Origin of the sequence: Novosphingobium sp. (assembly GCF_040079535.1) — a bacterium.
Taxonomy (GTDB): domain Bacteria; phylum Pseudomonadota; class Alphaproteobacteria; order Sphingomonadales; family Sphingomonadaceae; genus Novosphingobium.
Map to the genome: position 1 here is coordinate 1 of NZ_JBEBKB010000023.1, position 25,361 is coordinate 25,361.

Genomic DNA, 25,361 nt, shown 5'->3' on the forward strand with positions numbered 1-25,361 from the left:
CGCCCCGGCAACGGCCCCAGCCCCGCCCATATCCCACTTCATGTCTTCCATGCCGGCGGCCGGCTTGATCGAAATCCCGCCGGTATCGAATGTAACGCCCTTGCCAACAAATGCCGTGGGCTTTTCGCCCGGCTTGCCGCCGTCCCATTCCATCACCAGCAAGCGCGGCGAACGGACCGAACCCTGCGCCACGCCCAGCAAAGCACCCATGCCCAGCGCCTTCATCTCTGCCTCTTCCAACACGCGGACTTTCATCCCGGTGCCTTCAAGCCGCTTGGAAACGCGCGCCACAAAGCTTTCTGGATAGATGATATTGGCCGGTTCAGTCACCAGTTCGCGGGTCAGTTCAACCCCGTCTGCCAGTGCTTCTTCAATTGCCCAGGCCGCTTCGCTGCCTTCAGGCGCGCCGACAACCCGGATCGTGGTTAGCGAGGCTTGCTGATCGCCGGGCAGTTTGGTGCGATAAATATCGTAGCGCCAGCCGCGCAGCCGGGCACCCAGGATTACCGCAGCGGCTTCCGGCGCAGATAGGCCGGCATCGGTAAGATCGATTGAAACCGCCGCCACGCCCGATGCGATATATTTGGCCGTGATCGCGGCTCCGGCCCGTTCCAGGGCGCTGATCCGGTCTTTCGCGCCTTTTTCACCTGCGCCGGCCAGGGCCATGCGAACCACCGCACCATCGCGGCTGATGAAACCTTCGTGAAGCTGCCCGGCCTTGCCTGCAAAACGGTTGGCCTTGGCCCCTTCGGCGATCACTGGATCGAGCCCGGCGGGCATCGCATCTTGATTGACCAGCTGGGCCACGGGACTGGATACGGCGGCAACGAATTCAATTTTCATGCTTGCTCCCAAGGCGAAAAAGAAGTGGCCGCGCCAAACCGTTGTTGGTCAGCGCTGGCATGGATTGCAGTTAGGCTTCACCGGTGCGATAGGCAAGCCATGCTCCTGCCTCGGCGGCCAATCGTGCTGCATTCACTTGCCTGTATTTCCTGGCCCCGGCCGATGCTTGCTGCATTGGCGCTGAGCGCGGGCGGGCTGCCGCTTGAAGCTGCAGCGCAAGTTGCTCAGGAAACCTCTCAACCGGTCACCGGGGAACCGTCTGCGGTCACCCGGCCGGTTCCGTCGCCGCCACCCGATCAGGATGAGCCGGTCAGTTTCGAAGCAGACGGCGCAAACTATAACGACAATAGCGAAGAGCTGAGTGTTTTCGGCAATGTCGTGCTGCGGCGCGAAGGCCAGTCGGTTCGGGCAGACAAGATCGTCTGGAACCGCAAAAGCGGCACGATCACCGCTCAGGGCAATGTCCGCTTCGTCGATGCCAATGGCAACCAGCTGTTTACCGAACACCTTGAGCTGACCGACGAACTTAAGGCCGGAGCCATGCAGGACATGCTGATTGTGCTGCGCGAAGGTGGCCGCCTGGCCGCTGGCAAAGGGGAGCGCACCGCCGACGGCAAGATCGAGCTTACCCAGGCTGCCTATTCCGCCTGCGCCGTAGAAGACAGCGCAGGCTGCCCGCGGCGCCCCAGTTGGCGGATCACGGCCAGGCGGGTGGTATTTGATCCGGAAGGCAAAACCGTGCGCTTTTATGGCGCGCGGATTGAACTGTTCGGAATATCGCTGCTGCCAATGCCGCCGATTACACTGGCCACCGATGGCCGGCCAATCTCGGGCCTGCTGATTCCCGATGTCCAGCTTTCGGCGTCAAACGGAGTGCAGTTTTCCGATACCTGGTATCAGCGCCTGGCGCCCAATGCCGAACTGGCAGTGACCGGCTATGTTTTTACCAAGGCGCTGCCGATGGTTTCAGCGCAGTATCGTCAGTTAACCAGCACCGGAGCTTTCCAGGTAACCGGCTATGCCACCCGTTCCTCGCGTATTCCGATCGGTGGAAATCCGGCTTCGAGCCAGAAGGATTTTCGCGGCTATCTATACGGCAACGGCAAGTTCCAGTTCACGCCCAACTGGGGGTTGATCTTTTCGACCCGGATTGCTTCGGACCGCACCTTTCTGCGGCGTTATGATATCAGCCGCGATGACCGTTTGCGTTCAACCGCAGAGCTGGAACGGATCGACGAGAATTCGTACTTCTCGCTGTCAGGCTGGGCCACGCAGACGCTGCGGGTCAACGATCAGCAGGGCCAGGTTCCGTTTGCCATTCCGGTGATCGACTATCGCCGGCGAATGCACGATCCCCTGCTGGGCGGCCGGATCCAGCTGCAATTCAACACCATGGCAATTGCCCGCAGCAGCGGCCAGGACACCCAGCGCGGCTTTGCCAGCGCCCAGTGGGACCTGCGCCGGCTTACCCCGTGGGGCCAGGAAGTAAGCCTGACCGGGCTGGTTCGCGGCGATATCTATCATTCAGATGAAAACGCGTTGACCACCACTGCCAGCTATCGCGGCAATCCCGGCTGGCAAAGCCGCGGCCTGGCAACCATGGCCTTCGACGTAAAATGGCCGTTCGTGGGAACCCTGATGGGCGGAACCCAGGTGCTGACCCCGCGGTTTCAGGTGGTAGCCACCCCTGAACTGCGCAATCTGGCCGTGCCCAACGAAGATGCCCGTGCGATCGATCTGGAAGATTCGAACCTCTTCGCGCTCAACCGCTTTCCCGGATATGACCGGGTTGAGGACGGCGTGCGCGTTACCTATGGGATCGATTGGGAATTTGAACGGCCAGGCTGGCGGGTCAAGACCACCATCGGTCAATCCTATCGCCTGACCGCTCGCCCCAGCTTGCTGCCCGACGGCACCGGGCTTAGCGCGCGCACTTCTGATATCGTCGGGCGGACCGAAATCCGCTATCGCAATTTCATCACCTTCACGCACCGCTTCCGGCTCGACAAAGATAATTTTGCGGTGCGGCGCAATGAATTCGATGCCGCCATTGGCAGTCAATCAACCTATCTTGAACTGGGTTATCTGCGGCTAAACCGTGATGTTGGCGGCGGGATTGAGGATCTGAAGGACCGCGAGGAACTGCGCCTGGCCGGCCGGGTTGCCGTGGCCGGAAACTGGTCAATATTTGGCTCGGGCGTGTTTGATCTGACCGGGATCAGCGACGATCCCAGCCTGGTCAATGTCGATGGTTTTCAGCCGATCCGCACCCGGCTGGGGGTAGCCTATCAGGACGATTGCCTAGAACTCGATTTCACCTGGCGGCGCGATTATGTGACCACCGGCGATGCGCAGCAGGGCAACACATTCCAGATCCATCTGGCGTTCCGGAATCTGGGCTTTTGAACAGGCAAGATTGCGTGGTATCGCTTGGGCGTTGGCAGTCCGTCGCAAAAACGCTATCCGCGCTTGCTCAGCCAAGGTTAAGCCGGGGTCCGGCATCCGCCATGGCATGTTTGGCGCCGGGTTTCCCGGCGCGTTATTCGGGAATTTTACCACGGTGACTTCACGTTTGTTCGGCCGCATTGCGCCCCGCCTGATCCTTGCTCCGCTTGGCGCGATAGCCATCGCTCTGTCTGGCGCAGCTGTGGCTCAGGACGATTTCGATGGCGGTCTTGCCCTGCCTGATAACCCGCAAATTTTCGGCAAGCAGGATCCCAATCACCGCACCGCGATGGTAATCATCAACGGTGAAGTGATCACCGGAACCGATGTCGATCAGCGCGTGGCGCTGGTTGTCGCGGCCAATGGCGGCAAGGTTGCGCCCGAAGAAATGGAACGGCTGCGGATGCAGGTTCTGCGCAACCTGATGGACGAAACGCTCCAGATCCAGGAAGCCAAAGCGCAAGACATGGCAGTGGAAGACGCTGAGGTTGAGGAAAGCTACGCGCGGATCGCCCGGCAGAATTTCGGCCAGGATCCCAAGGCGATGGACGCTTATCTGGCCAAGATCGGATCTTCGCCGGCATCGCTCAAGCGGCAGATTCGCGGAGAGCTGGCCTGGCAGCGGCTGCTGCGCCGCAATGTCACCCCGTTCGTCAACGTCTCGGACGATGAAGTACGCGAAGCGATCACCCGGATGGAGCAGGCCAAGGGCACCGACGAATACCGCGTGGGTGAAATTTTCCTCTACGCAACCAGCGAAAACCGCGATGCGGTGGCGCAAAATGCACTGAAAATTGTTGAACAGATCAAGGGCGGCGGCAATTTTGTGGCCTATGCCCGCCAGTTTTCAGAAGCATCAACCGCCCCGGTTGGCGGCGATCTGGGCTGGGTCAAGCTTGGGATGCTTCCACCCGAATTGCAGCAAGCTGTGGCCGGGCTGGAGCCGGGCCAGATGGTCGGTCCGGTTGAAGTGCGCGGCGGATTCTCGATCGTCTTGCTGATCGACAAGCGCAAGGTACTGACCGCCGATCCGCGCGATGCCGTGCTTAGCCTCAAGCAGGTCTCGATCAAATTTCCAACCGGCACCACCGAAGCCCAGGCCAATCAGAAAGCCGGAATTTTTGCCGAAGCCATGGCCGGAGCCAAGGGCTGCGCTGCTGCGGATGGCATCGCCCAGCAAATTGGCGCCGAAGTGATTACCAACGATCAGGTCAAGGCGCGCGATCTGCCCGGCCCGCTCCAGAATATGGTGCTAAGCCTCAATGTCGGACAGGCGACCCCGCCATTCGGTTCGCTGACGGAAGGGGTCAGCGTGCTGATGTTATGTGGCCGCGATGATCCCTCTGTGGCTGGCGGACCTTCGTTCGAGGATGTTGAAAACCAGATCCTTGACGAACGGATCAACCGCCGCTCGCGCGCCTACATGCGCGATTTACGCCGCGATGCAGTGATTGATTACGGCAACTAATGGATTTCCCGCCCCTGGCAGTATCGCTGGGCGATCCTGCAGGGGTCGGGCCAGAGCTGATCGCGGCGGCATGGGCTGCCCGCGAGGCTGAGGCGCTGCCGCCTTTTTTCGTAGCCGGCGGGGCCGATGTGCTGCGCAGCGCAGCCCAAAGCCGCGGCATAGCGATGCCGGTGATCGAAATTTTCCACCCCGCCGAAGCGTTGGCCCTGTTTGATCATTCGCTGCCGGTTCTGGCCGGGGCCGATGGGGAATTCACACCGGGCAAGCCCGATCGCAGCGGGTCCAAGCTTGCGCTTGCATCGCTGACCGAAGCAACCGAGCTGGCCCGCACTGGTGAGGCAGCGGCTTTGGTCACATCCCCGATTGCCAAGGCCCGGTTGGCCGAAGTGGGGTTTGACCATCCCGGGCAGACAGAATTCGTCGCCGCGGCCTGCTCCTTCGCACCGGGTGATGCGGTGATGATGCTGGCCGGGCCGCAACTGCGCACCGTTCCCCTAACCGTCCACGTCGCCTTGAAGGACGTACCCGGGTTGATCACCCCGGCATTGATAGAGCGCAAGGCACGGATTGTCGCTTCGGCGCTGTATCGTGATTTCGGAATTGCCAGCCCGCGCCTGGCCGTGGCCGCACTCAATCCGCATGCCGGTGAGGATGGCCGGATGGGGCGCGAGGATCTGGACATTGTTGGCCCGGCGGTGGCGGCACTGGGCGATGAGGGCATCGCTATCACAGGGCCGCATTCCGCCGACGGACTGTTCACGGCGCATACCCGCGAAAGCTATGATGTGGCCCTGTGCATGTACCACGATCAAGCCCTTATCCCTCTAAAAACACTTGATTTCGATAGCGGCGTGAACGTCACGCTGGGTCTTCCGATTGTCCGCACCAGCCCGGATCATGGCACCGCCTTTGGCATTGCCGGACAGAACAGGGCCGATCCCGGCGCGATGATCGCCGCGATCCGCATGGCCGGCGAATGCGCCGCGCGCCGGATGGGGCTGCTGGATGACTGAACTTCCGCCGCTGCGCGAAATCATCGCGCGCCACGGGCTGCTTGCAACCAAGGCGCTGGGCCAGAATTTCCTGTTTGACGAACAATTGCTGGCCCGGATCGCGGCAATCCCGGGCAAACTGCGGGGCGCGCAAGTGCTCGAAATCGGACCCGGTCCTGGCGGCCTGACCCGGGCCTTGCTGCGGGCCGGGGCGTTGGTCACCGCGATCGAGATGGACCGCCGTTGCCTGCCCGCGCTGGCCGAGCTGGCCGAAGCCTTCCCTGGACAACTTACTGTGATCGAAGGCGATGCTACCAAGGTGGCCCACGGGATCGAGGGGCCATTCCATGTCGTTGCCAACCTGCCCTACAATGTTGGCACAGCGCTGTTCGTTGGCTGGTTGGGGGGTGAGTCTTGGCCGCCTAATTGGTCCAGCCTGACGCTGATGTTCCAGCTTGAAGTGGCAAACCGGATCATCTCTGGGGCCGGCAGCGATGCCTATGGCCGTCTCGCGGTGCTGGCACAGTGGCGCTCGACCCCCAAAATCGCGATGAAAGTACACCGTAGCGCCTTCACGCCGCCGCCCAAAGTGATGAGCGCCGTGATCCATGTTACCCCGGCGCAGATGCCTGCCCGGGTCAGCGCGCGCAAACTGGAACGGCTGACTGAGGCAGCCTTTGGCCAGCGCCGCAAGATGCTGCGCCAAAGCCTGAAAGGAATGCCCGGTGCCCTGGCCGCGCTTGAGACACTGGGAATTGATTCACAGCGCCGGGCCGAGACACTTAGCGTGGATGAGTTTGTGGCGATTGCCAAAGTGTTGAGCTAGAGCCTGATGGGGTTAGCCCTGCGCCCCTTTGCAATCCGACTTTCTAGGAGTATGGCCGGGCATGACTGACGAGAACTCCCACATTCCTGAACCGCTTGACCGGATCCAGCAGAACGTACTGGCCAAGGGCGAACGCCGCCTGCTCAACTGGATTTGCCCGCGGCTGCCGATGTGGGTCACACCCGATCGGTTGACCGGCTTTGGCGTTTTTGGCGCTTTCGTGATTCTGGTTGGCTATGCCCTGAGCGGACTTTCGTTCCATTGGATGTGGCTTTCTATTGCCGGCTATGTGTTTCAATGGTTCGGAGATTCGCTTGATGGCAGCATCGCCCGCTGGCGAAAGATCGAGCGGCCACGATTTGGCTATTTCATCGATCACAGCGTTGATGGCCTGGTGATCCTGTTGATCATGGCCGGCATGGGGATGAGCCCCTATGTTCGGATGGATGCCGCGCTATTTGCAACAGCCGGCTATCTGTTGCTGTCAATCCACGCCTATCTGGCGGCGCGCGTGCTGGGAGAGTTCAAGCTATCCTACCTGAACTTCGGACCCACCGAACTACGCTTTGTGCTGATCGGACTGACCCTGGCGATGATGGTGCTGGGCCCCGATGCTGGCCGCACAGACGCGCGCACATCTGGCTTCGATTGGTTTGTTGGTGCCGCGGCGGTTGTGCTCAACACTCTGTTTATCTGGCAAACGCTGGTAACAGCGCGGCGTTTGGACCGGATTGAGCGGCCCAATTAGAACATTGCACTTGGTATCAAATTGCCCGCAGCACCCTGCCAGTCTGGCGTGATCGCCGCATCCGTCACGCTTGCATAATCCAATCACAACGATTGGCTGATACATCAATGGCAATCGGATGATTTCAGGGGATCGGCCATGCAGGAACAGCAGCAGCGGCTGGATCTGATCTAACGGCTGCGGGGCAAATCAGCACAGATCCTCTCCATTTTCGGCGAAGGCCGCAAATGGGGAGGTGGATCGTCCGAAGGACGAGACGGAGGGGCCTCTGCGCCAGCCTCCAAACCCCTCCGTCAGCGGCTGAAGCCGCTGCCACCTCCCCATTTGTGCCATTCGGCAAAAATGGAGAGGATCATTGATAGGCTATCTCTTCTTGCGCCGCCGCCAGGCATGCAGCAGCGGCTCGGTATAACCGCTGGGCTGCTCGACACCCTTGAACACCAAATCAAGCGCAGCCCGGAACGCTGGCGCGTCTTCGCTGCCAACCAGTGGTTGATATGCTGGATCGCCCGCGTTCTGCGCATCGACCTTGGCAGCCATCCGGCGAAGCGAATCCATAACCTGGCTTTCAGTGCAGACCCCGTGGAGCAGCCAATTGGCCATGTGCTGCGACGAAATGCGCAAGGTGGCGCGGTCTTCCATCAGGCCGACATCGTGCAAATCGGGCACCTTGGAGCAGCCGACCCCGGCATCGATCCAGCGCACCACGTAGCCAAGCAACCCTTGTGCATTGTTATCAAGCTCTTCGCGCACCTCGTCGTCGGACCAGTTGGTGCCCAGCGCCAGCGGCACCGATAGCAACGGTTCAAGCCCAGGGGTTGGCTGCCCGGCCAGTTCACTTTGCACCGCGAAGACATCAACCGCGTGATAGTGCATCGCATGCAATGTGGCGGCGGTAGGCGATGGCACCCAGGCGGTATTGGCGCCCGATTTGGGATGGCCAATCTTTTGAACCATCATATCGCCCATCAAATCAGGTGCAGCCCACATGCCCTTGCCAATCTGCGCGCGCCCTGAAAGACCACAGGCCAGTCCGATCTGGACATTGCGCGCTTCATAAGCGGCAATCCAGCTGCTGGCTTTCATCTCGGCCTTGCGGATCATCGCGCCAGCCCGCATCGCGGTGTGGATTTCATCCCCGGTGCGATCAAGGAAGCCGGTGTTGATGAAAACAATCCGGTCACGGACAGCATGGATGCAAGCAGCCAGATTTGCGCTGGTCCGGCGCTCCTCGTCCATCACCCCGACCTTGATGGTGTGCCGGGCAAGGCCCAGCAGGTCTTCCACCGCATCGAACAGATCGTTGGTGAAGCTACATTCTTCTGGCCCATGCTGCTTGGGCTTGACGATATAGATGCTGCCTGAACGGCTGTTGCGGTACTGGCCCAGCCTCGCCCCATCGTGTGCGCCAATTGCGCTGGTCAGCACCGCGTCCAGGATCCCTTCAGGAATCTCGCTGCCGTCGGCCAGCAGGATCGCCGGGTTGGTCATCAGATGGCCAACATTACGCACGAACAGCAAGCTGCGCCCCGGCAGGGTCAGCTCACCCCACTGGCGATCAGGGTTCAGTGTGCGGATCAAAGTGCGTCCGCCCTTTTCAAAGCTTTCGGCCAGATCGCCGCGGATCACACCCAGCCAGTTGCGATAGGCATTGAGCTTATCTTCAGCGTCTACGGCCGTGACCGAATCTTCCATATCGCAAATCGTTGTCAGTGCGCTTTCCAGCATCACATCTGCAATGTGCAGCGGATCAGTTTTGCCAACCGGATGCTCCGGGTCGATCAGTACTTCGATGTGCAGTCCATTGTTACGGAAAAGAAAACCACCGGCGCGCCGGGCAATCAGATATTCACTTTCGCCGCCTTCCAGCGCCGCCTGCCAACCGGGGATTGCGCCATCCAGAAAGACGCGCGCGCCCTTGATCACAGCGGCCCCGCGCACCGGATCATAGCCGCCCGCCTGGGCGGGCGCGGCATCAAGCGCATCGGTCCCATAATAGGCATCGTAAAGGCTGCCCCAACGGGCATTGGCAGCATTCAAAAGGAACCGCGCGTTGAGCACCGGGACCACCAGTTGCGGCCCGGCCATTGTCGCAATTTCTGGATCAACGTTTTGGGTGCCGATCCGGAATGGTGCGGGTTCTGGCACCAGATAGCCGATCTGGGTCAAAAAAGCCTGATATGCGGCCTGGTCAATCGGCTGCCCAGCGCGAGCCAGATACCAGGCGTCGATCTGGGTTTGCAGGGTTTCACGCTTGGCCAGCAGTCGGTGGTTTTCGGGGGCAAATTTGGCCAGCAGATCGGCAAATCCGGCCCAGAACCGGCTGGCACCCAGGCCCAGCGGTGCCAAGACTTCGCCTTCAACAAAGGCGGCCAGCGCCGCGTCAACCTTCAGCCCGCTCTTCTCAACCCGGTCGCTCATATGTCCTCGCAAAGGAATGTAGCGCCGCCGCAGATGCGCCGCCGCCAAGGTTCGTCGTCGATTCCGGGGAGGAATGCCAGCGCCTATGCCGCACTTGCGAAGGCAGCGCAACGCCGCTGTCCGGGCTCCTGTCCGCTAGGGGTTGGACTGCCCTCTTCAGTGGGCTAGAGGCGGTTTCATATGCAACAGTTTTCGACCCTTGAAACGGCGCTGCTTGAAAGCGTCGATGCCGCGCCCATGCTGGGGCAGGTTAAGGTGTGGAGCGCAATCAACACCGGCACCGGCAATCTGGCCGGGCTGGCCCAGCAAGCCGCGCTGCTTGCAGATGCTTTTGCGATGCTGCCCGGAAATCTGACGCTTGAAGCACCCGCCGCGATCAATGCGGTTTCGGCAGGCGGCGCTGAAGTGCCGGTTGAATATGGCCAGCATCTGGTGCTGCGGGTTCGGCCTGATGCCCAGCGCCGGTTTCTGCTGACCGGACACATGGATACCGTGTTCCCGGCCAGCGATCCGTTCCAGAGCCAGACCTGGCTTGATGAGGCAACACTGAACGGCCCCGGTGTGGCTGACATGAAGGGCGGGATCAGCGTGATACTGGCCGCGCTTCAGGCGTTTGAAGCCAGCTCAGCAGCAGCGGCAATCGGCTATGACGTGCTGATCAATGCCGATGAGGAAACCGGCAGCCTGTCCTCCGCCCCGTTAATTGCCAAGCTGGCCTGCGGCAAAGCCGCCGCGCTGACCTTTGAACCATCTGCACTGCCCGATGGCACTCTGGCCGGTGCTCGCGCTGGCAGCGGAAACTGGTCAATAACGGTGCGCGGTAAATCAGCCCATGCCGGGCGCAATCCCGATGATGGCCGCAATGCGATTGTCGCCGCTGCCGCGCTGGCGCTGGGCCTCAAGGCGCTGCACCGCGATGGCCTGTCGGTCAACCCAGCCAGGATCGACGGCGGCAGCGCCAACAATGTGGTGCCCGATCTGGCCGTCCTGCGCTTCAACATCCGCCCGCGCGAAGCGGCTTCAGCGGATGAATTTCTGATTTTACTCAAAGCTTTGATCGTTAATGTTGAGGCGGAACACGATGTATCCGTGCACCTGCACGGCGGGATCAGCCGCCCGCCCAAGCCAATCGACGCCCGCGCTGAAAAGCTGTTCGGGATCGTTGAGGAATGCAGCGCGCTACTGGGTCATCCGATCTCCCGCATAGCCTCTGGCGGGGTTTGCGATGGCAACAACATTGCCGCGTGCGGCGTGCCAGTGGTTGATACCATGGGCGTGCGCGGCGGCGCGATCCATTCACCGGACGAGTTTCTGATCGTCCCCAGCCTTGAAGAACGCGCGCGGCTTTCCGCGTTGGTGCTTCATCGCCTTGCTACTGGAGCACCCTTGTGACCTTCGTAATCCGCGCAGCCCGCGCCGACGATCTTCAGCACCTGTATGAAATGGCCAAGCGCACCGGCGGCGGCTTCACCAATTTGCCGCCCGATCGCAATGCGCTGACAGCAAAGCTTGAACGCGCCGCGCAAGGGTTCGCCCGCGATGAAGATAGCGTGGGCGATGATCTGTTCCTGTTCATGCTGGAAAATACCGAAACGAAGGAAGTGCGCGGAACCTGTCAGATCTTTTCGGCAGTGGGCCTCAAATGGCCGTTCTATTCCTACCGGATCGGCGCACTGACCCAGCACAGCGAAGAGCTGGGCCGGACTTTCCGGGCCGATATCCTCAACCTATCTACTGATATGGAAGGCCAGTCCGAAGTGGGCGGGCTATTCCTGCACCCGGGCGAGCGTTCGGGCGGGCATGGCATGTTGCTGGCCCGCAGCCGCTACCTGTTTATCCGTCAGCACCGGTCGCGCTTTGCCGACAAGACTTTTGCCGAACTACGCGGTGTAATTGACGAGTCTGGCGGTTCGACGTTCTGGGATGGGGTCGCTGGCCGCTTTTTCGGGATGAATTTCCAGGATGCGGACGAATTCAACGCCAAGTACGGCAATCAGTTCATTGCCGATCTGATGCCCAAGCACCCGGTCTATATCGCCATGCTGACCGAGGCTGCACGCCATGTCATTGGCATGCCGCACCCCAGCGGCCGCGCTGCCATGCGGATGCTGGAAGTGGAAGGCTTTGCCTGGGAAAATTACATCGACATATTCGATGGCGGCCCAACCATGACCGCACGGACCGATCAGATCCGCTCTGTCAAGGAAGCCCGCGACGATGTGATCGTGGCGATTGATGATCGGCTTGGCGATCAATTGGAAGGCGAAAAGCGCCTGTGCTCCCACGGGCGTCTGGTCGATTTCAGGGCCGCATATGGCTGGACCCAACAGCGCGACGGCGGCATTGCAATCGATCCGGCCTGCGCCCGGACATTGGGCGTGGATACCGGCGATAGCGTTACCAATGTGGCCCGGTGGTAAGCCATGGCCGTGCGTGAAATCAACTTCGATGGGATCGTTGGCCCCAGCCACAACTATGCTGGACTAAGCCTTGGCAACCTTGCCTCCGCCAGCAATGCGGGAGAGGTTTCATACCCCCGCGCAGCCGCGCTTCAGGGTTTAGGCAAGATGCGCCACAACATGGCGCTGGGCCTGGCACAAGGCTTTCTGCTGCCTCTGCCCCGGCCCAATGACCCGTTTCTAGCTGCAATCGCCGCCGATGGCAGCGAAGACCGGCGGTTGATGGCTGCGGCCTGGTCTGCAAGTTCGATGTGGACCGCCAATGCTGCCACCGTTTCTCCCGCTGCGGATACAGCTGACCGGCGCTGCCATCTGACCGCCGCCAACCTTGTCACCATGCCGCATCGCAGTCAGGAATGGGGCGATACCGCGCGCCAATTGCGCACTGCTTTTGCCGATCCGGCGCACTTTGCAGTCCACGATGCTGTACCGCCCTGTTTCGGCGATGAAGGCGCGGCCAATCACATGCGGATGGCCGCCGCCCATGATGCCCCTGGCCTGGAATTGTTCGTCTATGGCAAAGGCGGCGGGGCCTACCCCGCGCGTCAGCATGAACAAGCAAGCCGTGCTGTAGCCCGCCTGCACAGACTTGATCCGGCGCGCACGCTGTTCATCGAACAAAACCCCGAAGCAATCGCAGCCGGAGCGTTTCACAACGATGTTGTTGCCGTGGCGAATGAACGGGTGCTGTTTATCCACGAACAGGCTTTTGCAGACCCCGCCGCCACCTATTCCGCAATCCGCGCGGCCCTGCCCGAGGCAGAAATTGTCGTGGTCCCTGCCGATGCCGTCAGCCTTAGCGATGCGATCAGAAGCTATCTGTTCAATGCCCAGCTCCTCACCCTGCCATCAGGCGAAATGGGCTTGGTGATACCGCTCGAAGCCTGGGAACACCCGCGTGTTCACGGTTGGCTTGACGCGATGCTGGCCAGCAACGGCCCGATTCGCCGGGTGCTGCCAGTTGATGTCCGCCAATCGATGGCCAACGGCGGCGGCCCGGCCTGTTTGCGCCTGCGTGTGGTGGCTGATCCCGCAACCGTTGACCCGCGCTTTATGCTGGACGATGCCAAGGCCAGCCGGATCGAACAGGTAATCGCAGCGCATTGGCCCGAAGCAATTGCGCCCGGCCAGATCGGCGATCCGGCGCTGGCCGGGATCGTGGTTGCAGCGCGCGCGGCACTGCTTGATGCTGTGGACCTTGCTGAACTGGCTTGAGACTTCGTGTCGGAACCGTTTACATCCGGGACAGCCGCTAACCATTGCCTTGCGCTGCAATGCACGACTGGCATGATCATTGCTGATTGAAGGATTAACGATTCGGGGTTCGCAATGTTTCAGAAGATCAAACGGCTGTTCGTGATCAAGACCCCGATCGAAGCCTATTTCATCATCTATGCTCTGGCGCTTGGCGCAGCCGAACGCGGCAAGGTTTATCTGGTTCAGTTTCCCGGCTTTGGCGGCCAGCTGCTGTTCCTGGCTTGCTCTGGCGCGGTGTTCATGGCCGGGGCCAAGATCCTGGACTGCATCAAACACGAAAAACGCCTGAAAGAGCAGCCCGAAGCAGCGGCTTGAAGCGCCTGAACGCCCGCCCTTCCTGAATGCCTGAAAGTGGGGGTTTCTGTTGCTACGTACCCCCGGACGCCCGGTTTCCGATTCTGTTACCCGGTTCGGTCCGAACCGTGCTGTCGTTTTGTAAATTCAGGCCGTGAGGCCGTCACATTACGCTGCGAGAGCAAGTGCTTCGTTGTCGTTGGCACTTGTGAGTTTTGAGCCTTGATCGGGTTACTCAGCCCGGGTAAAAACTGCGCTTTTCAACACACGTCGATCCTAGTTCGGCCCCATCATTACCCCTGCGACAACAGGGCCCCTGCAAAAAACAGAGTAGTAATGGTGGAGCCGCCGGGTACCGCCCCCGGGTCCGCTGCATCTATTGCACGCAACACTTTATCACCATATCCGGCCGAAACCGGCACTGCCCGATATAGGCGCACATCCGTAAATGAAAAGGGCGGAAGCTGCACACGCAGCCCCCGCCCCCATATTTCAACGAAATTTCCGTTACTTCTTCTTCAGCGAGTCCCGGATTTCGGTGAGCAGATCGACTTCGCTGGGGCCAGCGGCAGCCGGCGGCATTGCCTTGTTGGCCTGGCGAACGATCAGGAACAGCACGAATGCAACGATCAGGAAATTGATCAGCGCCGTAACCAGACTGCCCCAGGCCAGCACATTGGCCCCGGCCTCACGCGCGGCCGCCAGCGGCGTACCTTCAGCCACATTTCCGCTCAATACCATGTATTTGTTGGTAAAATCAGTATCGCCAACAACCGATCCGATCAACGGCATCAGCAAATCGTCGGTGAACGAAGTGACGATCTTGCCAAAAGCGGCGCCGATGATCACACCAACCGCCAGATCAAGCACGTTTCCGCGTGCTATAAAGGCTTTAAACTCATTCAACATTGCATTGGCTCCCCGGGCAATTTCCCTGGTGGAGGACCTGCCACCGTTGGCGCAGCGCGGCAAGCCTGCATGATGTCTGCATTATTTCGCGGCGTGCCGCTTGAAGTGGGCCACAGTCACGCTACATTCCATCCCAGCTGCGGATGCTTTATCCGCTTATGACAAGGAACTTCAGGCCCATGTCCGCATCGTTTCCGATCCAGTTCTCGCGCGCAGCAATCGTTGCCGTAGCTGCCGTTTCCGTTGCTGGCTGCGGGATCAATTCGATCCCGACTGCTGAGGAAAATGCCAAGGCCAAATGGGCCGATGTCCAGGCAGCATTCCAGGAACGCGCCAATCTTCTGCCCAATCTGGCCGCTGTGGCCAAGGGTGCAGCCGCACAGGAAAAGGGCATTCTGGTTGGCGTGGTTGAAGCCCGCGCAAAGGCAACCAGTGTACAGCTTAGCCCCGGCGATCTGACCGATCCGGCCAAGATGAAGGCTTTTCAGGACGCGCAGAACGGACTTTCAAATTCGATGATGGGCTTTGGCCGCCTGCTCGCCAATGTTGAGGCTTACCCCAACCTTAAAAGCATCGAAAACTACCAGACGCTGCAAAGCCAGATCGAAGGTTCTGAAAACCGCATCCGCGTGGCACTGCGTGATTATAACGAGGCTGTGCGCCAGTATAATACCGAAATTCGCACCTTCCCCAGTGTGATCGGGGCCAAGGTAATTTATGGCGCCAAGCAAATGGTGCCCTATCAGGCCGTTACCCCGGGCGCAGAAGCTGCACCCAGCCTTGAAGGCAAGATCTAGGACAGGAATCCGACCATGGGGCCCCGCCCCTTGACCAGACCAGACCATGCGTTTGCCCGTATCGCGGGCGCGCTGCTGTGGCTTGCCGCCCTGCTGGCTCCCGGCTGGGCGGCGGCACAGACCTTTCCGCCGCTGACCGGCCCGGTCGTTGATGCGGCAAACGTCATTCCCGCTGATGTCGAAGCGCGGATGACGCAGAAATTGCTGGCCTTCAACCAGCAGAGCGGACGCCAATTGCAGGTGGCGACAGTGACCGATCTGCAAGGCTATGAAATATCCGATTATGGCTATCAGCTGGGCCGGGCCTGGGGAATCGGCGATAAAGAGCGCAACGATGGCGCGCTGCTGCTGATTGCGCCCAGCGAACGCAAGGTTCGGATCGAGGTGGGCTATGGCCTTGAAGCCACGCTTACTGATGCGCTTTCATCGCAGATCATCCGCAAGGAAATTGTCCCGCGCTTCAAGGCCGGCGATATGCCCGGCGGGATCGAGGCAGGCACCGATGCCCTGATCAAGCAACTGCAATTGCCGCCCGATCAGGCCCGCCAGGCCGCCGCACAGGCTGCCAAGGCCAGCAAGAGCAGCGGAATTGATCCGGGCTTTATCATCTGGTTGATTATCTTCGTGCTGTTCTTCGTCTTACCGATGATCCGGCGGGTGGCTGGCGGACGGCGTTACAATTCAAGCGGACTGGGCCCGATCATCATGTGGAACGTTCTGGATGGGATCAGTCGCGGCGGCGGTAGCAGTGGCGGATCGTCCTGGGGCGGCGGCGGCGGCGGCGGCGGCTGGAGCGGCGGCGGCGGAAGCTTCGGCGGCGGCGGCTCCTCGGGCGGTTGGTAGGAGGCACGCATGGCAGCCCAATTCATCCTGACCGAGGCCGATCGCGCCGCAGTTAGCCAGGCCGTGGCCCGCGCAGAAGACCAGACCGCCGGCGAAATCGTGACGATCATGGCCGATCGGTCGGATAGCTACCACGATGTTGCCCTGTGGTGGTCTGCGGCCGCGGCAATGACAGCGCTGGCTGTGGCGAGTTGGTTCGCGCCACTTTGCCTTGGGTTGATCGATCAGATGACTGGTGCCTGGCAAACCGAATGGAGCCCCGGGCGCGTACTTGGCCTGGCGTTATTCATCGCGGTGGCCAAATTTATTGCCGCTTACTTGATCCTTCTGTGGCAGCCGCTGCGAATGGCGCTGGTTCCCGGCCCGTTGAAGCATCGCCGCGTGCGGACCAGGGCAGTCACCAGTTTCAAGATTGGTGCCGAACGCCGCACCCACGGCCGCACCGGGGTGCTGATCTACCTGAGCGTGGCTGAACACCGCGCCGAAATCATTGCTGACGAGGCGATTGCCGGCAAGGTATCGCCCGAAGTCTGGGGCGCGGCGATGGCCGGTCTGATCGGCGAAATTCGCGCCGGCCGGGCCGGTCATGGATTGGTTCTGGCGATCGAAGCTGTCGGCACAGTGCTGGCCGAGCACTTCCCACGCGCTGAGGGTGACATAAACGAATTGCCCGATCGCCTGATCGAAGTCTAAGCCCTCCCGGCAAAGGGAGGCCAATGACCAACGAACCCGAAGAGATCCGCTGGGCCGGCAAGTTCATCACGGCGCGCACCCGCGGCAAATGGGAATATGTCACCCGCGCGCGCGGCATCCGCGCGGCGGTAATCCTGGCCATCGACGATGATGACCATGTTCTGCTGGTTGAGCAGTACCGCGTGCCTTTACAGCGCAATTGCCTGGAACTGCCAGCTGGCTTGATCGGCGACGATGACAGCATTGAAGGCGAGGATCCGCTGGCTGCCGCCGCGCGCGAGCTGGAAGAGGAAACCGGCTTCAGTGCGGATCGCATCGAGAACCTGGGCGAATTCTATTCCTCGCCAGGAATGGTCAGCGAGAGCTTTACCCTGGTGCGCGCGCATGGCTTGGCCCGCACCGGCCCAGGCGGCGGCACCGATGGCGAAGATATCACCGTCCACCGTGTTGCCCTTTCCCACCTACCGCAATTTGTCCAAATGGCCCGCGCACGCGGATTGGGGATTGACGTCAGGCTGCTGATGCTGCTGGCTCCGCAGCTGTTGAGAGGAGACTGACATGAGCGGACGCGTTGCAGGCAAAAAGGCATTGATCACCGGGGCAGCACAGGGCCTGGGTGCAGCGCAGGCGATGATGCTGGCGCGCCAAGGTGCACAGGTCTTGCTGGCCGATATCAATGCTTCGGGCGCGGCGGCGCAGGCCGACGCCATCAACGTTGCGCTGGGCGCGGGCCATGCCCATGCCGTGGCGCTGGATGTGACCAGCGAAAATCAGTGGATCGAGGCAATCGAGGCCGCTGACGAGCTGATGGGCGGGTTATCGGTGCTGGTCAACAATGCGGGCGTGGGCGTGCGCGGCAATATCGAAACCTGCACACTGGCTGATTGGCAGCGCGGTTTCGCGATCAATGTCGATTCGGTATTTCTGGGCTGCCAGAAGGCGCTGCCACTGATGAAGGATCACCAGCCCGGCTCGATCATCAACATTTCCTCGATCGCCGGATTGATCGCCAGCGATACCATGCCGGGCTACAACGCCAGCAAAGCCGCCGTGTGGATGCTGTCAAAATCGGTTGCGCTCTATTGCGCCAAGATGGGCTGGGATATTCGCAGCAATTCGGTCCACCCAACCTTCGTAGACACCCCGATCCTTGATGGCATGGCGGCCAACACCGGCAAACCCAAAGAGGTGATCATGGAAAAGTTGGCACGCCAGATTCCGCTAAAGCGCGTGGGCCACCCAGACGATATCGCCAACGGCGTACTCTATCTGGCCAGCGACGAAAGCCGCTTCATGACCGGCGCCGAGCTGAAACTCGACGGCGGCATTTCGGCAATGTAGAGCCAGCCGATGGGAGACACCCCGACCAAGCCCCGCCCGCGCCAGATTCGCGTCACATCGTTCGATGTTGCGGCCGAAGCTGGGGTCAGCCAATCAACCGTCAGCCGTGCACTGGCGGGCGACCCGGTGGTGAGCGAGGCGACCCGGCTGCGGGTGTCAGAAGCTGCGCGCAAGCTCAACTATTTCGTCGATGAAAACGCTGCCCGGCTGCGTACCGGCAGGACGGGAACCCTGGCGGTGGTAGTGATCTGCCGCCCAGGCGAAGATCGCAAAGACCTGAACCCGTTCCATTCAGCCCTGCTTGCATCGCTGTGCGGCGCGGCATCGCTGCGGGGCTATGAAACGCTGGTCAGCTTTCAGGATGGCCCGGAAAATTTCAACGGCCGCTATCAAGAACAGCGCAAGGCCGATGGGCTGGCAGTGATCGGCACCACGGAAAACTACTCAGCCTGGGATTATTTCCGCGAGCTCAGCAACGCCAATCAAGACGACAGGGGCATGCATTGGGTCTGTTGGGGCGCACCGTTTGATGATGTTGAATGGATCCGCTCTGACAACCATGGCGGCGGCCGGATGGCGACCCGCCATCTGATCGAGCAAGGCTACAGCCAGATCGTCTGCATCGGCTCTGAAACGTCGCCCCAGCGCCAGTTCGGTGAGCGCTATGAAGGCTATGCCGAAGAAATGCGCGCTGCCGGGCTGGAGCCGGTACTGGCGCCGATCGACAAGGGGTTTGCCCGTGAAGAGCAAGGCCAGCGCGCGGTTGCGGCCCTGATCGAGCAGGGCGCCGCGTTTGACGCGCTGTTCGCGGTTTGCGATCCGATCGCACTGGGCGCGCTGGACGAGCTGCACGCCCGCAATCTGGCTGTTCCGGGCGATACCGCCCTGGTCGGCTTCGATGGAATTCGCGCAGGCGCTTACTCGGCCCCGCCGCTTACCTCGGTCGAGCCTGATTTCCGCGCTGCGGGTGAGATGATGGTGGACAAATTGATCGCAGCCATCGCAGGTGAACCGCACGAGGCCCGGCGCGTCCCAGTCAAATTGCTGGTCCGTGAAAGTTCGCTGCGCAAATAGCACGGCGCGGCGAAAGATCGCCGCGCCTGGCCAGAACCTAGTAGCGGTAGTGATCCGGCTTGAACGGCCCTTCGGTTGAAACGCCGATATAGTCCGCCTGCTTTTGCGAAAGCTTGGTCAGCTTGACCCCCAGCTTTTCAAGATGGAGCGCAGCAACCTTTTCATCAAGGTGTTTGGGCAACACGTAGACTTCGTTTTTGTATTGCGCCGGGTTGGTGAAAAGTTCGATCTGCGCCAGCGTCTGGTTGGTGAAGCTGCTGCTCATCACGAAGCTGGGATGGCCGGTTGCGCAGCCCAGGTTGACCAGCCGCCCCTTGGCCAGGATCAGGATCTGCTTGCCCGCCTGTCCGTTTTCAGAGGGGAATTCAACCAGATCGGTACCGGGCTTGATTTCGGTCCACTTGTAGTTCGAAAGCGCAGCGATCTGAATTTCGCTATCAAAGTGGCCGATGTTGCACACGATGCTCATCGGCTTCATCGCCTTCATGTGCTCTGCCGTGATCACACCTTCGTTGCCGGTGGCGGTCACAAAGATATCGCAGCGGGTCACCGCTTCTTCCATGGTGACAACTTCATAGCCTTCCATCGCCGCCTGCAATGCACAGATCGGATCGACTTCGGTGACCATCACACGCGCCCCGCCCTGGCGGAGCGAGGCGGCTGATCCCTTGCCGACATCGCCGAAACCGGCGACGCAGGCGACCTTACCGGCCAGCATCACGTCAGTCGCGCGGCGGATCGCATCGACCAGCGATTCCTTGCAGCCATACAGGTTATCAAACTTCGATTTGGTCACGCTGTCATTCACATTGATCGCCGGGAACGGCAGCTTGCCGTCCTTGGCGATCTGATAGAGGCGGTGAACCCCGGTTGTGGTTTCTTCCGACACACCCTTGATATGCGCCACTGACATCGTCAGGTAACCCGGCTTGGCTTTGAGGAAAGCCTTCAACGCGCGGACGAATTCGATCTCTTCCTCATTGCTGGGTTCAAACAGATCTTCGCCAGCTTCAACCCGTGCGCCCCACAGCGCAAACATGGTGGCATCGCCGCCATCGTCCAGGATCATGTTGGCGGTATGATCGCCCCAATCGAAGATCGAGCCGACATAGTCCCAATAATCGGCCAGGCTTTCACCCTTGATCGCGAAGACCGGCACGCCCGTGGCAGCGATTGCTGCGGCCGCATGGTCCTGGGTTGAATAGATGTTGCAGGTGGCCCAGCGCACATCGGCGCCCAGCGCAGTCAGCGTTTCGATCAGTACTGCGGTCTGGATCGTCATGTGCAACGATCCCGTGATACGCGCACCCTTAAGCGGCTGCGCTGCGCCAAATTCCTGACGCAGGGCCATCAGCCCTGGCATTTCTGTTTCAGCGATACGAATTTCGGCGCGGCCAAATTCGGCCAGCGAAAGATCGGCAACGGCATAGTCCGGGGCGGCGGTAGCGGTAGTGGCCACGGGAATTCTCCTGCGTTCAAACGGTCTAAGGGCGGCATGCCCAATGGCGCCGCCCTTAGCCGCTTGCCCTACATGAGGCAAATATAAAGAATTCTTTATGTCTTTCCCAGATAGTTCAGATCAGCGCAGCCAGGCCAGCTGGTGCGAGCGATCCTCCAGCAGATCGTTGGCCGCTTCGGCCAGCGCTGCACCGCCGCGCATCACGGCGAGCGAACCTGCCACTTGCTTGAGCTGGCCGCAGTTGAGCCAGGGGTGGCCCTGGCCATAAGTGTTGGCCATCTGCACACTGAGCCGATCGAGCGCCTTATTGGCCCCTGCAGCACCGTGCCGCGCGGTCAATTCCTGCTTGAGCGTGGCCGCTGCGGCATTCAGTTCTGAAAGGTGCGCGGTGGTGAAGCGCCCGTATTCGCGCGTGAAATTGTCTGCCGTGTTGCGGCAGCGCAGCCCCGTGACCATCAGCATGATATCCAGCCGGCGCAGCTTTTCGGCCTGGCTGAAATTGCCGGCGCTGGCCGGAAACGAAATGAGCAATCCCACAGCGGCTAGGCTGGCCGCGACCCTCTTGAAGTTCATGTGCAGTCTCCCGGCGGGCCCGTTCCCGCAAGGACCACAGTGCCGGATCAGGTTTACCGGTTCTTAAAGCGGGGCAGTAAAGCGAATTTAACCACGACCGCGCCCGTTGCAGAGCAGGGCCGAGCGCCTATATGCTGCGAGAGACTCGCAAATTTTCGACCATAGGAGATATGACATGACAATCGCAGTTGGCGATAAGCTGCCCGACGTTAAGCTGGTAAAGGCTGGCGAAGCAGGCCCCGAAGCCGTCCAGAGCGCAGACTATTTCGCCGGCAAGCGTGTCGCGCTGTTTTCGGTTCCAGGTGCCTTCACCCCCACCTGCTCAGCCAAGCACCTGCCGGGCTACGTTGAAAAAGCGGCTGACTTCAAAGCCAAGGGGATCGATGAGATCGCCTGCACCGCCGTCAACGATCCGTTTGTGATGGGCGCCTGGGGCAAAAGCGGCGGCAGCGCCGACGTGACCATGCTGGCTGATGGCAACGGCGATTTTGCGCAGGCCCTGGGCCTGGTGATGGATGGCAGCGCATTCGGCCTTGGCAAGCGCGGTCAACGTTTTGCTATGGTCGTGAACGACGGCACCGTCGAACAGCTCCACGTCGAAGCACCGGGCGAATTCAAGGTCAGCAGCGCCGAGTATGTGCTTGAGCAGCTGTAAAGATGCTTTGGGGCACTGCCAGCCGGTGCCCCAAACATTCGCAGGAGCAATTTTTGTCCGCTGCGGTGCACCATAAGTATGAATTTCAGTCTGCGGAATTCTCTGGATCGATGATTTATTGAGCTTGCGCGCCAGCAATCAAATGCGGATCTTGCGAGCGAAGAAATTGGAGTCAGCCATGGAAACGAAGAGAACACGCGGACGCCCCACGGGTAGCGGAATTCCGATCGACCAAACGCATCTTGCTGCGATTGCGGACCTTATAGAGGAAAAGCCATTTCTTTGTCCAACGGCTGCAATCAAGCTGGTTGAGCCTGAGTGGACAGATAGCTTTGTTCGACGCCTAAGTCGCAAATGGCGGGAAGGCGGGAAGCATTTGCTAATCGAAGCCCAAAAGAGACGACAAGCACGAGCCATCACTCCGCCAAAGACGGGACGTTCAAATGCTCCAGAAAACCTGGCTCAAAGTCGCTTAAGCTGCGAAAAACTTGCTTCCCAAATGTCGCCAGGCCACCAAAACTTAATGGCCATCGCGTCTGCTGGAGGAATGTTGGATTCGCGAATGATGCAGGTCGCGCGTGGTGATCTGGAGGCGACAGCGAGAAGTCTAGCGATCCAGAATTTGACCAGCCAAGCAATGCAATGTGCAGCAGGATATCAAAAAAGCACGGTTGGCCAGTTGATCGAGACAATGTTCGATAGTCCAACTATGCGCTTCGCTAGAGGGCACCATGGTTCTGACGCTATACGAGCAATGGAAGAGATCACAAAAAGCCCAACGGCTCGTTTACTCCTTGAACGGGAACGTATTTGGCGCAACCTTTGTTTGATCTAAAACCAGATTAGGGCTACGCTAATACTGGCCTAAATTTCGTCTATGCTGAGCTTGTCGAAGCACTGTACTTTTCTTCGTGCCGCAGCCGCAACCGCCTTAAAAAGTACAGTCCTTCGACAAGCTCAGGACAGGCGGGGTTTGGAATAAATGATTCAAATTATCCATCCGCCGCTCCAGGTCAGTGTCCCGGGGGTCAGCGCTCCTCAATACCCCATCAAGCTCATCACTTCCTTGCGGCTGCGGTGATCTTCCAGAAAGCAGCCCATCAGGCGGCTGGTGACCATGCCAACGCCGGGCGTTTTCACCCCGCGCCCGGTCATGCAGCCGTGCTGCGCCTCGATCACCACGGCCACGCCGTGCGGGTGGAGGTTATCCCAGATGCAGCTGGCCACTTCGGCGGTCAGCCGTTCCTGGATCTGCAAGCGCTGGGCAAAGCCGTGCAACACCCGCGCCAGCTTTGAGATGCCGACAACCTTGTCGCGCGGCATATAGGCAATCGCCGCCTTGCCGGTGATCGGTGCCATGTGGTGTTCGCAGTGCGATTGGAACGGGATATCCTTCAGCAGGACCAGCTCGTCATAGCCGCCCACTTCCTCAAACTGGCGGGCAAGATGCTGCGCCGGATCGCTGTCATAGCCCTGGCAATATTCCTTCCAGGCCCGCGCCACCCGGGCCGGGGTATCGAGCAGGCCTTCGCGGGACGGGTCATCGCCTGACCAGCGGATCAACGTGCGGATTGCATCCTGCACTTCGTCCGGTACTGGCAGCTTGGCCATTGGGCCGGAATCTCCGCAGTCACTATCGCAGCTCATCGCAATCTCCATGTCCGTGGATGCCGCAAGAGCCCGCCCCGCCGAAACAGACCGCGGTGTTTGCTGAAAGGCTCAAACATTTCCTCGGGCCGCTCAGGATCGAGCAGCGCATTATCCGCCACAGCTTTCTCCGCATCGGTCATCGGACGCAAGACAAAAGGTACCAGCCGCTTGCCGGTTTGGGGTGCCCCTTGGATCAGGTTGACCATTGATGGATCGGCTTCCAGCGCGTGTTCCACTGCTTGGCGGGTCAGCCCGGTATGTTCAGCCAAAAGCGCCATCCTGATCCGCCGGATGACCGGACCGGCATGGTCGTTTCCAGTGCGCGCGGCATCGATGAACATATCGCATTCGCTATCGAGCCCCATCGACCGGTTGTTCATATTGGCTGAGCCGACGCGGATGATCTCATCATCAACGATCATCGTCTTGGAATGGACGTAGATTGGCGTACCGGCGGCATTGCGGGGCACGAAGATCCGGAACCGTCGCTGCGGATCAACCTCGCCAATGGCGTGGCACAACCGCACCCGCGCGCCGTCCATCGCAGCCTGCTCCAGCCAACCTTCGGCCGAATGCGGATTGATCAGGACTATCTCTGGTGGATCCGGCCGGGCCAGCCGTTCGGCTATGGCCTCGGCCACCGTGCGCGAGGCGAAATACTGGCTTTCGGCATAGATGAAATGCTTTGCGCGCAGAATGTGTTCAACGAACAGCGCCTCAACCTCACGCACTTCGCCTTGGCCGCCCCAGGCTGAACGGGTGCGGGCAATCCCCACCTCCACATCGACAAATTCCGCCTTGAGCTGCTGCGGCCAGGCGCTTTCGGCTTGCGGCGCGCATGGCAACATGGTGCTGCCCCCGGCCTGCACCCAGCGCTCACGCCCCAATTCGGCCAATACCGCGGCTGCATCGCCTTCAACCATCATAGTCAGATCGTGCCACGGCCCATAGAGCTTCCGACTGAATGGCCGCGTGCGGCGCGGGTCGGCCTCACGGTGTTCGGGCGTGTCCCAGCGGTCACTGGTCATATCGATCCCGCCGCATACCGCAAAGCTATCATCGATCACCACAACCTTCTGGTGGTGGCTGCAGCCCAGTGGATGGGCCGCATCAAACTTGAACGTAATCCCGCGGTGCAGCCACCAGCGGATCAGATCGACAATCATTGTGCCGCGCAGCAAAAACTTCAACGCGCCGAAATTCCATTTGAGCACCCGTACTTCCAGCCCCGGCGTGCGTTCACACAGCCAGATCACAAACGGCCCCAATCGCGCCGGCTTCACCGCTTTGCGCGGCAGGTTCCAGAACCGTCGCCCCGGACCCAGATGCATCCGGGTATCGAAATCCCAACCGATCAGCTGGATCCGCTGGCGCGCGCGTTCCATGGCCTTTTGCATCAGCACATAGTAGGCCGACGCATCGATCACCACATGGGCCCGCGCCGCGCGGGCAGAGCGCCAGACTGAGTTAGAGGGTGCGTCAACCGGATCCATTGTTGCGCGCCATATCGCCTTGGCCGGGCCGCGTCACCTGCGGCGATGCAATCAGGTGTTGCGCGTGGCGCCCCGGTGCGCCTACCCTGCGCAACAATATTACCGGCAGCAGGAGATGCCA

The 25,361-nt window shown here is 60.5% G+C and carries 24 protein-coding genes and 1 other RNA gene; 17 read left to right on the forward strand and 8 right to left on the reverse strand.

Translation table 11 applies throughout. From position 1 onward, the window contains the following. Positions 1-843 (reverse strand): leucyl aminopeptidase family protein (locus ABL914_RS08830; protein ID WP_391562817.1); only part of this gene is annotated, 843 nt, incomplete at its 3' end. A gap of 99 nt (positions 844-942) precedes the next feature. Between ABL914_RS08830 and ABL914_RS08835 the strand changes: the two genes are divergently transcribed. The 5 genes from ABL914_RS08835 to ABL914_RS08855 all read left to right on the forward strand — a co-directional run bounded on the left by ABL914_RS08835 (position 943) and on the right by ABL914_RS08855 (position 7,322). After that, positions 943-3,249 carry an LPS-assembly protein LptD gene (locus ABL914_RS08835; RefSeq protein ID WP_391562818.1) on the forward strand — a complete coding sequence of 769 codons (2,307 nt, stop codon included), beginning with the start codon at positions 943-945 and terminating at the stop codon, positions 3,247-3,249. Positions 3,250-3,355: 106 nt separating this feature from the next. Continuing rightward, entirely contained in the window at positions 3,356-4,756 is a 1,401-nt protein-coding gene (locus ABL914_RS08840) for a peptidylprolyl isomerase (protein ID WP_391562847.1), read from the forward strand. Beyond that, positions 4,756-5,769 (forward strand): 4-hydroxythreonine-4-phosphate dehydrogenase PdxA, encoded by a 1,014-nt coding sequence (pdxA, locus tag ABL914_RS08845; RefSeq protein WP_391562819.1) that lies wholly within the window; start codon positions 4,756-4,758, stop codon positions 5,767-5,769. The genes ABL914_RS08840 and pdxA overlap by 1 nt, the downstream gene beginning before the upstream one ends. Continuing rightward, positions 5,762-6,574: a 16S rRNA (adenine(1518)-N(6)/adenine(1519)-N(6))-dimethyltransferase RsmA gene (rsmA, locus tag ABL914_RS08850; RefSeq protein ID WP_391562820.1), complete on the forward strand. Its 813-nt coding sequence runs from the start codon at positions 5,762-5,764 to the stop codon at positions 6,572-6,574. The genes pdxA and rsmA overlap by 8 nt, the downstream gene beginning before the upstream one ends. Positions 6,575-6,635: 61 nt before the next feature. Continuing rightward, a complete protein-coding gene (locus tag ABL914_RS08855; protein WP_391562821.1) occupies positions 6,636-7,322 on the forward strand; it encodes a CDP-alcohol phosphatidyltransferase family protein in 687 nt (228 codons plus the stop codon). A gap of 363 nt (positions 7,323-7,685) precedes the next feature. Here the strand turns inward: ABL914_RS08855 and ABL914_RS08860 are convergent, their stop codons facing one another. Then, positions 7,686-9,743, reverse strand: a complete 2,058-nt coding sequence (locus ABL914_RS08860) for a malate synthase G (RefSeq protein WP_391562822.1) — start codon at positions 9,741-9,743, stop codon at positions 7,686-7,688. A gap of 180 nt (positions 9,744-9,923) precedes the next feature. Between ABL914_RS08860 and ABL914_RS08865 the strand changes: the two genes are divergently transcribed. The 4 genes from ABL914_RS08865 (at position 9,924) to ABL914_RS08880 (ending at position 13,774) form a co-directional block, all read left to right on the forward strand. After that, positions 9,924-11,135, forward strand: coding sequence for a hydrolase (locus tag ABL914_RS08865; RefSeq protein WP_391562823.1), 1,212 nt, complete (start codon positions 9,924-9,926; stop codon positions 11,133-11,135). Further along, positions 11,132-12,163, forward strand: a complete 1,032-nt coding sequence (locus tag ABL914_RS08870) for an arginine N-succinyltransferase (RefSeq protein WP_391562824.1) — start codon at positions 11,132-11,134, stop codon at positions 12,161-12,163. The genes ABL914_RS08865 and ABL914_RS08870 overlap by 4 nt, the downstream gene beginning before the upstream one ends. A gap of 3 nt (positions 12,164-12,166) precedes the next feature. Then, positions 12,167-13,417 (forward strand): N-succinylarginine dihydrolase, encoded by a 1,251-nt coding sequence (locus ABL914_RS08875; protein WP_391562825.1) that lies wholly within the window; start codon positions 12,167-12,169, stop codon positions 13,415-13,417. A 114-nt stretch (positions 13,418-13,531) separates the two neighbouring features. Next, positions 13,532-13,774: a hypothetical protein gene (locus tag ABL914_RS08880; RefSeq protein ID WP_391562826.1), complete on the forward strand. Its 243-nt coding sequence runs from the start codon at positions 13,532-13,534 to the stop codon at positions 13,772-13,774. A gap of 72 nt (positions 13,775-13,846) precedes the next feature. On the opposite strand, the gene ssrA is transcribed toward ABL914_RS08880, so the two are convergent. Next, positions 13,847-14,212: a transfer-messenger RNA gene (ssrA, locus tag ABL914_RS08885) on the reverse strand. Between the two features lie 48 nt (positions 14,213-14,260). Continuing rightward, entirely contained in the window at positions 14,261-14,662 is a 402-nt protein-coding gene (gene mscL / locus ABL914_RS08890) for a large conductance mechanosensitive channel protein MscL (RefSeq protein ID WP_391562827.1), read from the reverse strand. Positions 14,663-14,841: 179 nt separating this feature from the next. Between mscL and ABL914_RS08895 the strand changes: the two genes are divergently transcribed. Genes ABL914_RS08895 through ABL914_RS08920 form a run of 6 tightly spaced genes read left to right on the forward strand, consistent with a single transcriptional unit; the run spans position 14,842 to position 19,410 of the window. Continuing rightward, positions 14,842-15,459 carry a LemA family protein gene (locus tag ABL914_RS08895; RefSeq protein WP_391562828.1) on the forward strand — a complete coding sequence of 206 codons (618 nt, stop codon included), beginning with the start codon at positions 14,842-14,844 and terminating at the stop codon, positions 15,457-15,459. Positions 15,460-15,474: 15 nt separating this feature from the next. Next, a complete protein-coding gene (locus tag ABL914_RS08900) occupies positions 15,475-16,302 on the forward strand; it encodes a TPM domain-containing protein (RefSeq protein ID WP_391562829.1) in 828 nt (275 codons plus the stop codon). Positions 16,303-16,311: 9 nt separating this feature from the next. Beyond that, positions 16,312-16,995 carry a TPM domain-containing protein gene (locus tag ABL914_RS08905; protein ID WP_391562830.1) on the forward strand — a complete coding sequence of 228 codons (684 nt, stop codon included), beginning with the start codon at positions 16,312-16,314 and terminating at the stop codon, positions 16,993-16,995. A gap of 23 nt (positions 16,996-17,018) precedes the next feature. Further along, positions 17,019-17,552 carry an NUDIX hydrolase gene (locus ABL914_RS08910; protein ID WP_391562831.1) on the forward strand — a complete coding sequence of 178 codons (534 nt, stop codon included), beginning with the start codon at positions 17,019-17,021 and terminating at the stop codon, positions 17,550-17,552. Between the two features lies 1 nt (position 17,553). Then, positions 17,554-18,336: an SDR family oxidoreductase gene (locus tag ABL914_RS08915; protein WP_391562832.1), complete on the forward strand. Its 783-nt coding sequence runs from the start codon at positions 17,554-17,556 to the stop codon at positions 18,334-18,336. Between the two features lie 9 nt (positions 18,337-18,345). After that, complete coding sequence (locus tag ABL914_RS08920; RefSeq protein ID WP_391562833.1) at positions 18,346-19,410, forward strand: LacI family DNA-binding transcriptional regulator; 1,065 nt, start codon at positions 18,346-18,348, stop codon at positions 19,408-19,410. A 37-nt stretch (positions 19,411-19,447) separates the two neighbouring features. Here the strand turns inward: ABL914_RS08920 and ahcY are convergent, their stop codons facing one another. Next, the gene (ahcY, locus tag ABL914_RS08925; protein WP_391562848.1) at positions 19,448-20,875 is read right to left on the reverse strand and encodes an adenosylhomocysteinase; all 1,428 of its coding nucleotides are present in this window, start codon (positions 20,873-20,875) and stop codon (positions 19,448-19,450) included. Between the two features lie 114 nt (positions 20,876-20,989). Further along, positions 20,990-21,442 carry an S-adenosyl-L-homocysteine hydrolase gene (locus ABL914_RS08930; RefSeq protein WP_391562834.1) on the reverse strand — a complete coding sequence of 151 codons (453 nt, stop codon included), beginning with the start codon at positions 21,440-21,442 and terminating at the stop codon, positions 20,990-20,992. Between the two features lie 175 nt (positions 21,443-21,617). Here ABL914_RS08930 and ABL914_RS08935 point away from each other — a divergent pair, with 175 nt between their 5' ends. Both ABL914_RS08935 and ABL914_RS08940 read left to right on the forward strand, forming a co-directional pair. Beyond that, on the forward strand, positions 21,618-22,097 hold the full coding sequence (locus ABL914_RS08935) for a peroxiredoxin (RefSeq protein WP_391562835.1): 480 nt from the start codon (positions 21,618-21,620) through the stop codon (positions 22,095-22,097). 178 nt (positions 22,098-22,275) lie between these two features. Then, on the forward strand, positions 22,276-22,932 hold the full coding sequence (locus ABL914_RS08940) for a hypothetical protein (RefSeq protein ID WP_391562836.1): 657 nt from the start codon (positions 22,276-22,278) through the stop codon (positions 22,930-22,932). 203 nt (positions 22,933-23,135) lie between these two features. Here the strand turns inward: ABL914_RS08940 and folE are convergent, their stop codons facing one another. Both folE and ABL914_RS08950 read right to left on the reverse strand, forming a co-directional pair. Continuing rightward, positions 23,136-23,708, reverse strand: coding sequence for a GTP cyclohydrolase I FolE (gene folE, locus ABL914_RS08945; protein WP_391562837.1), 573 nt, complete (start codon positions 23,706-23,708; stop codon positions 23,136-23,138). A gap of 32 nt (positions 23,709-23,740) precedes the next feature. After that, positions 23,741-25,240, reverse strand: coding sequence for a phospholipase D-like domain-containing protein (locus ABL914_RS08950; RefSeq protein WP_391562838.1), 1,500 nt, complete (start codon positions 25,238-25,240; stop codon positions 23,741-23,743). Between the last annotated feature and the right edge of the window lie 121 nt (positions 25,241-25,361).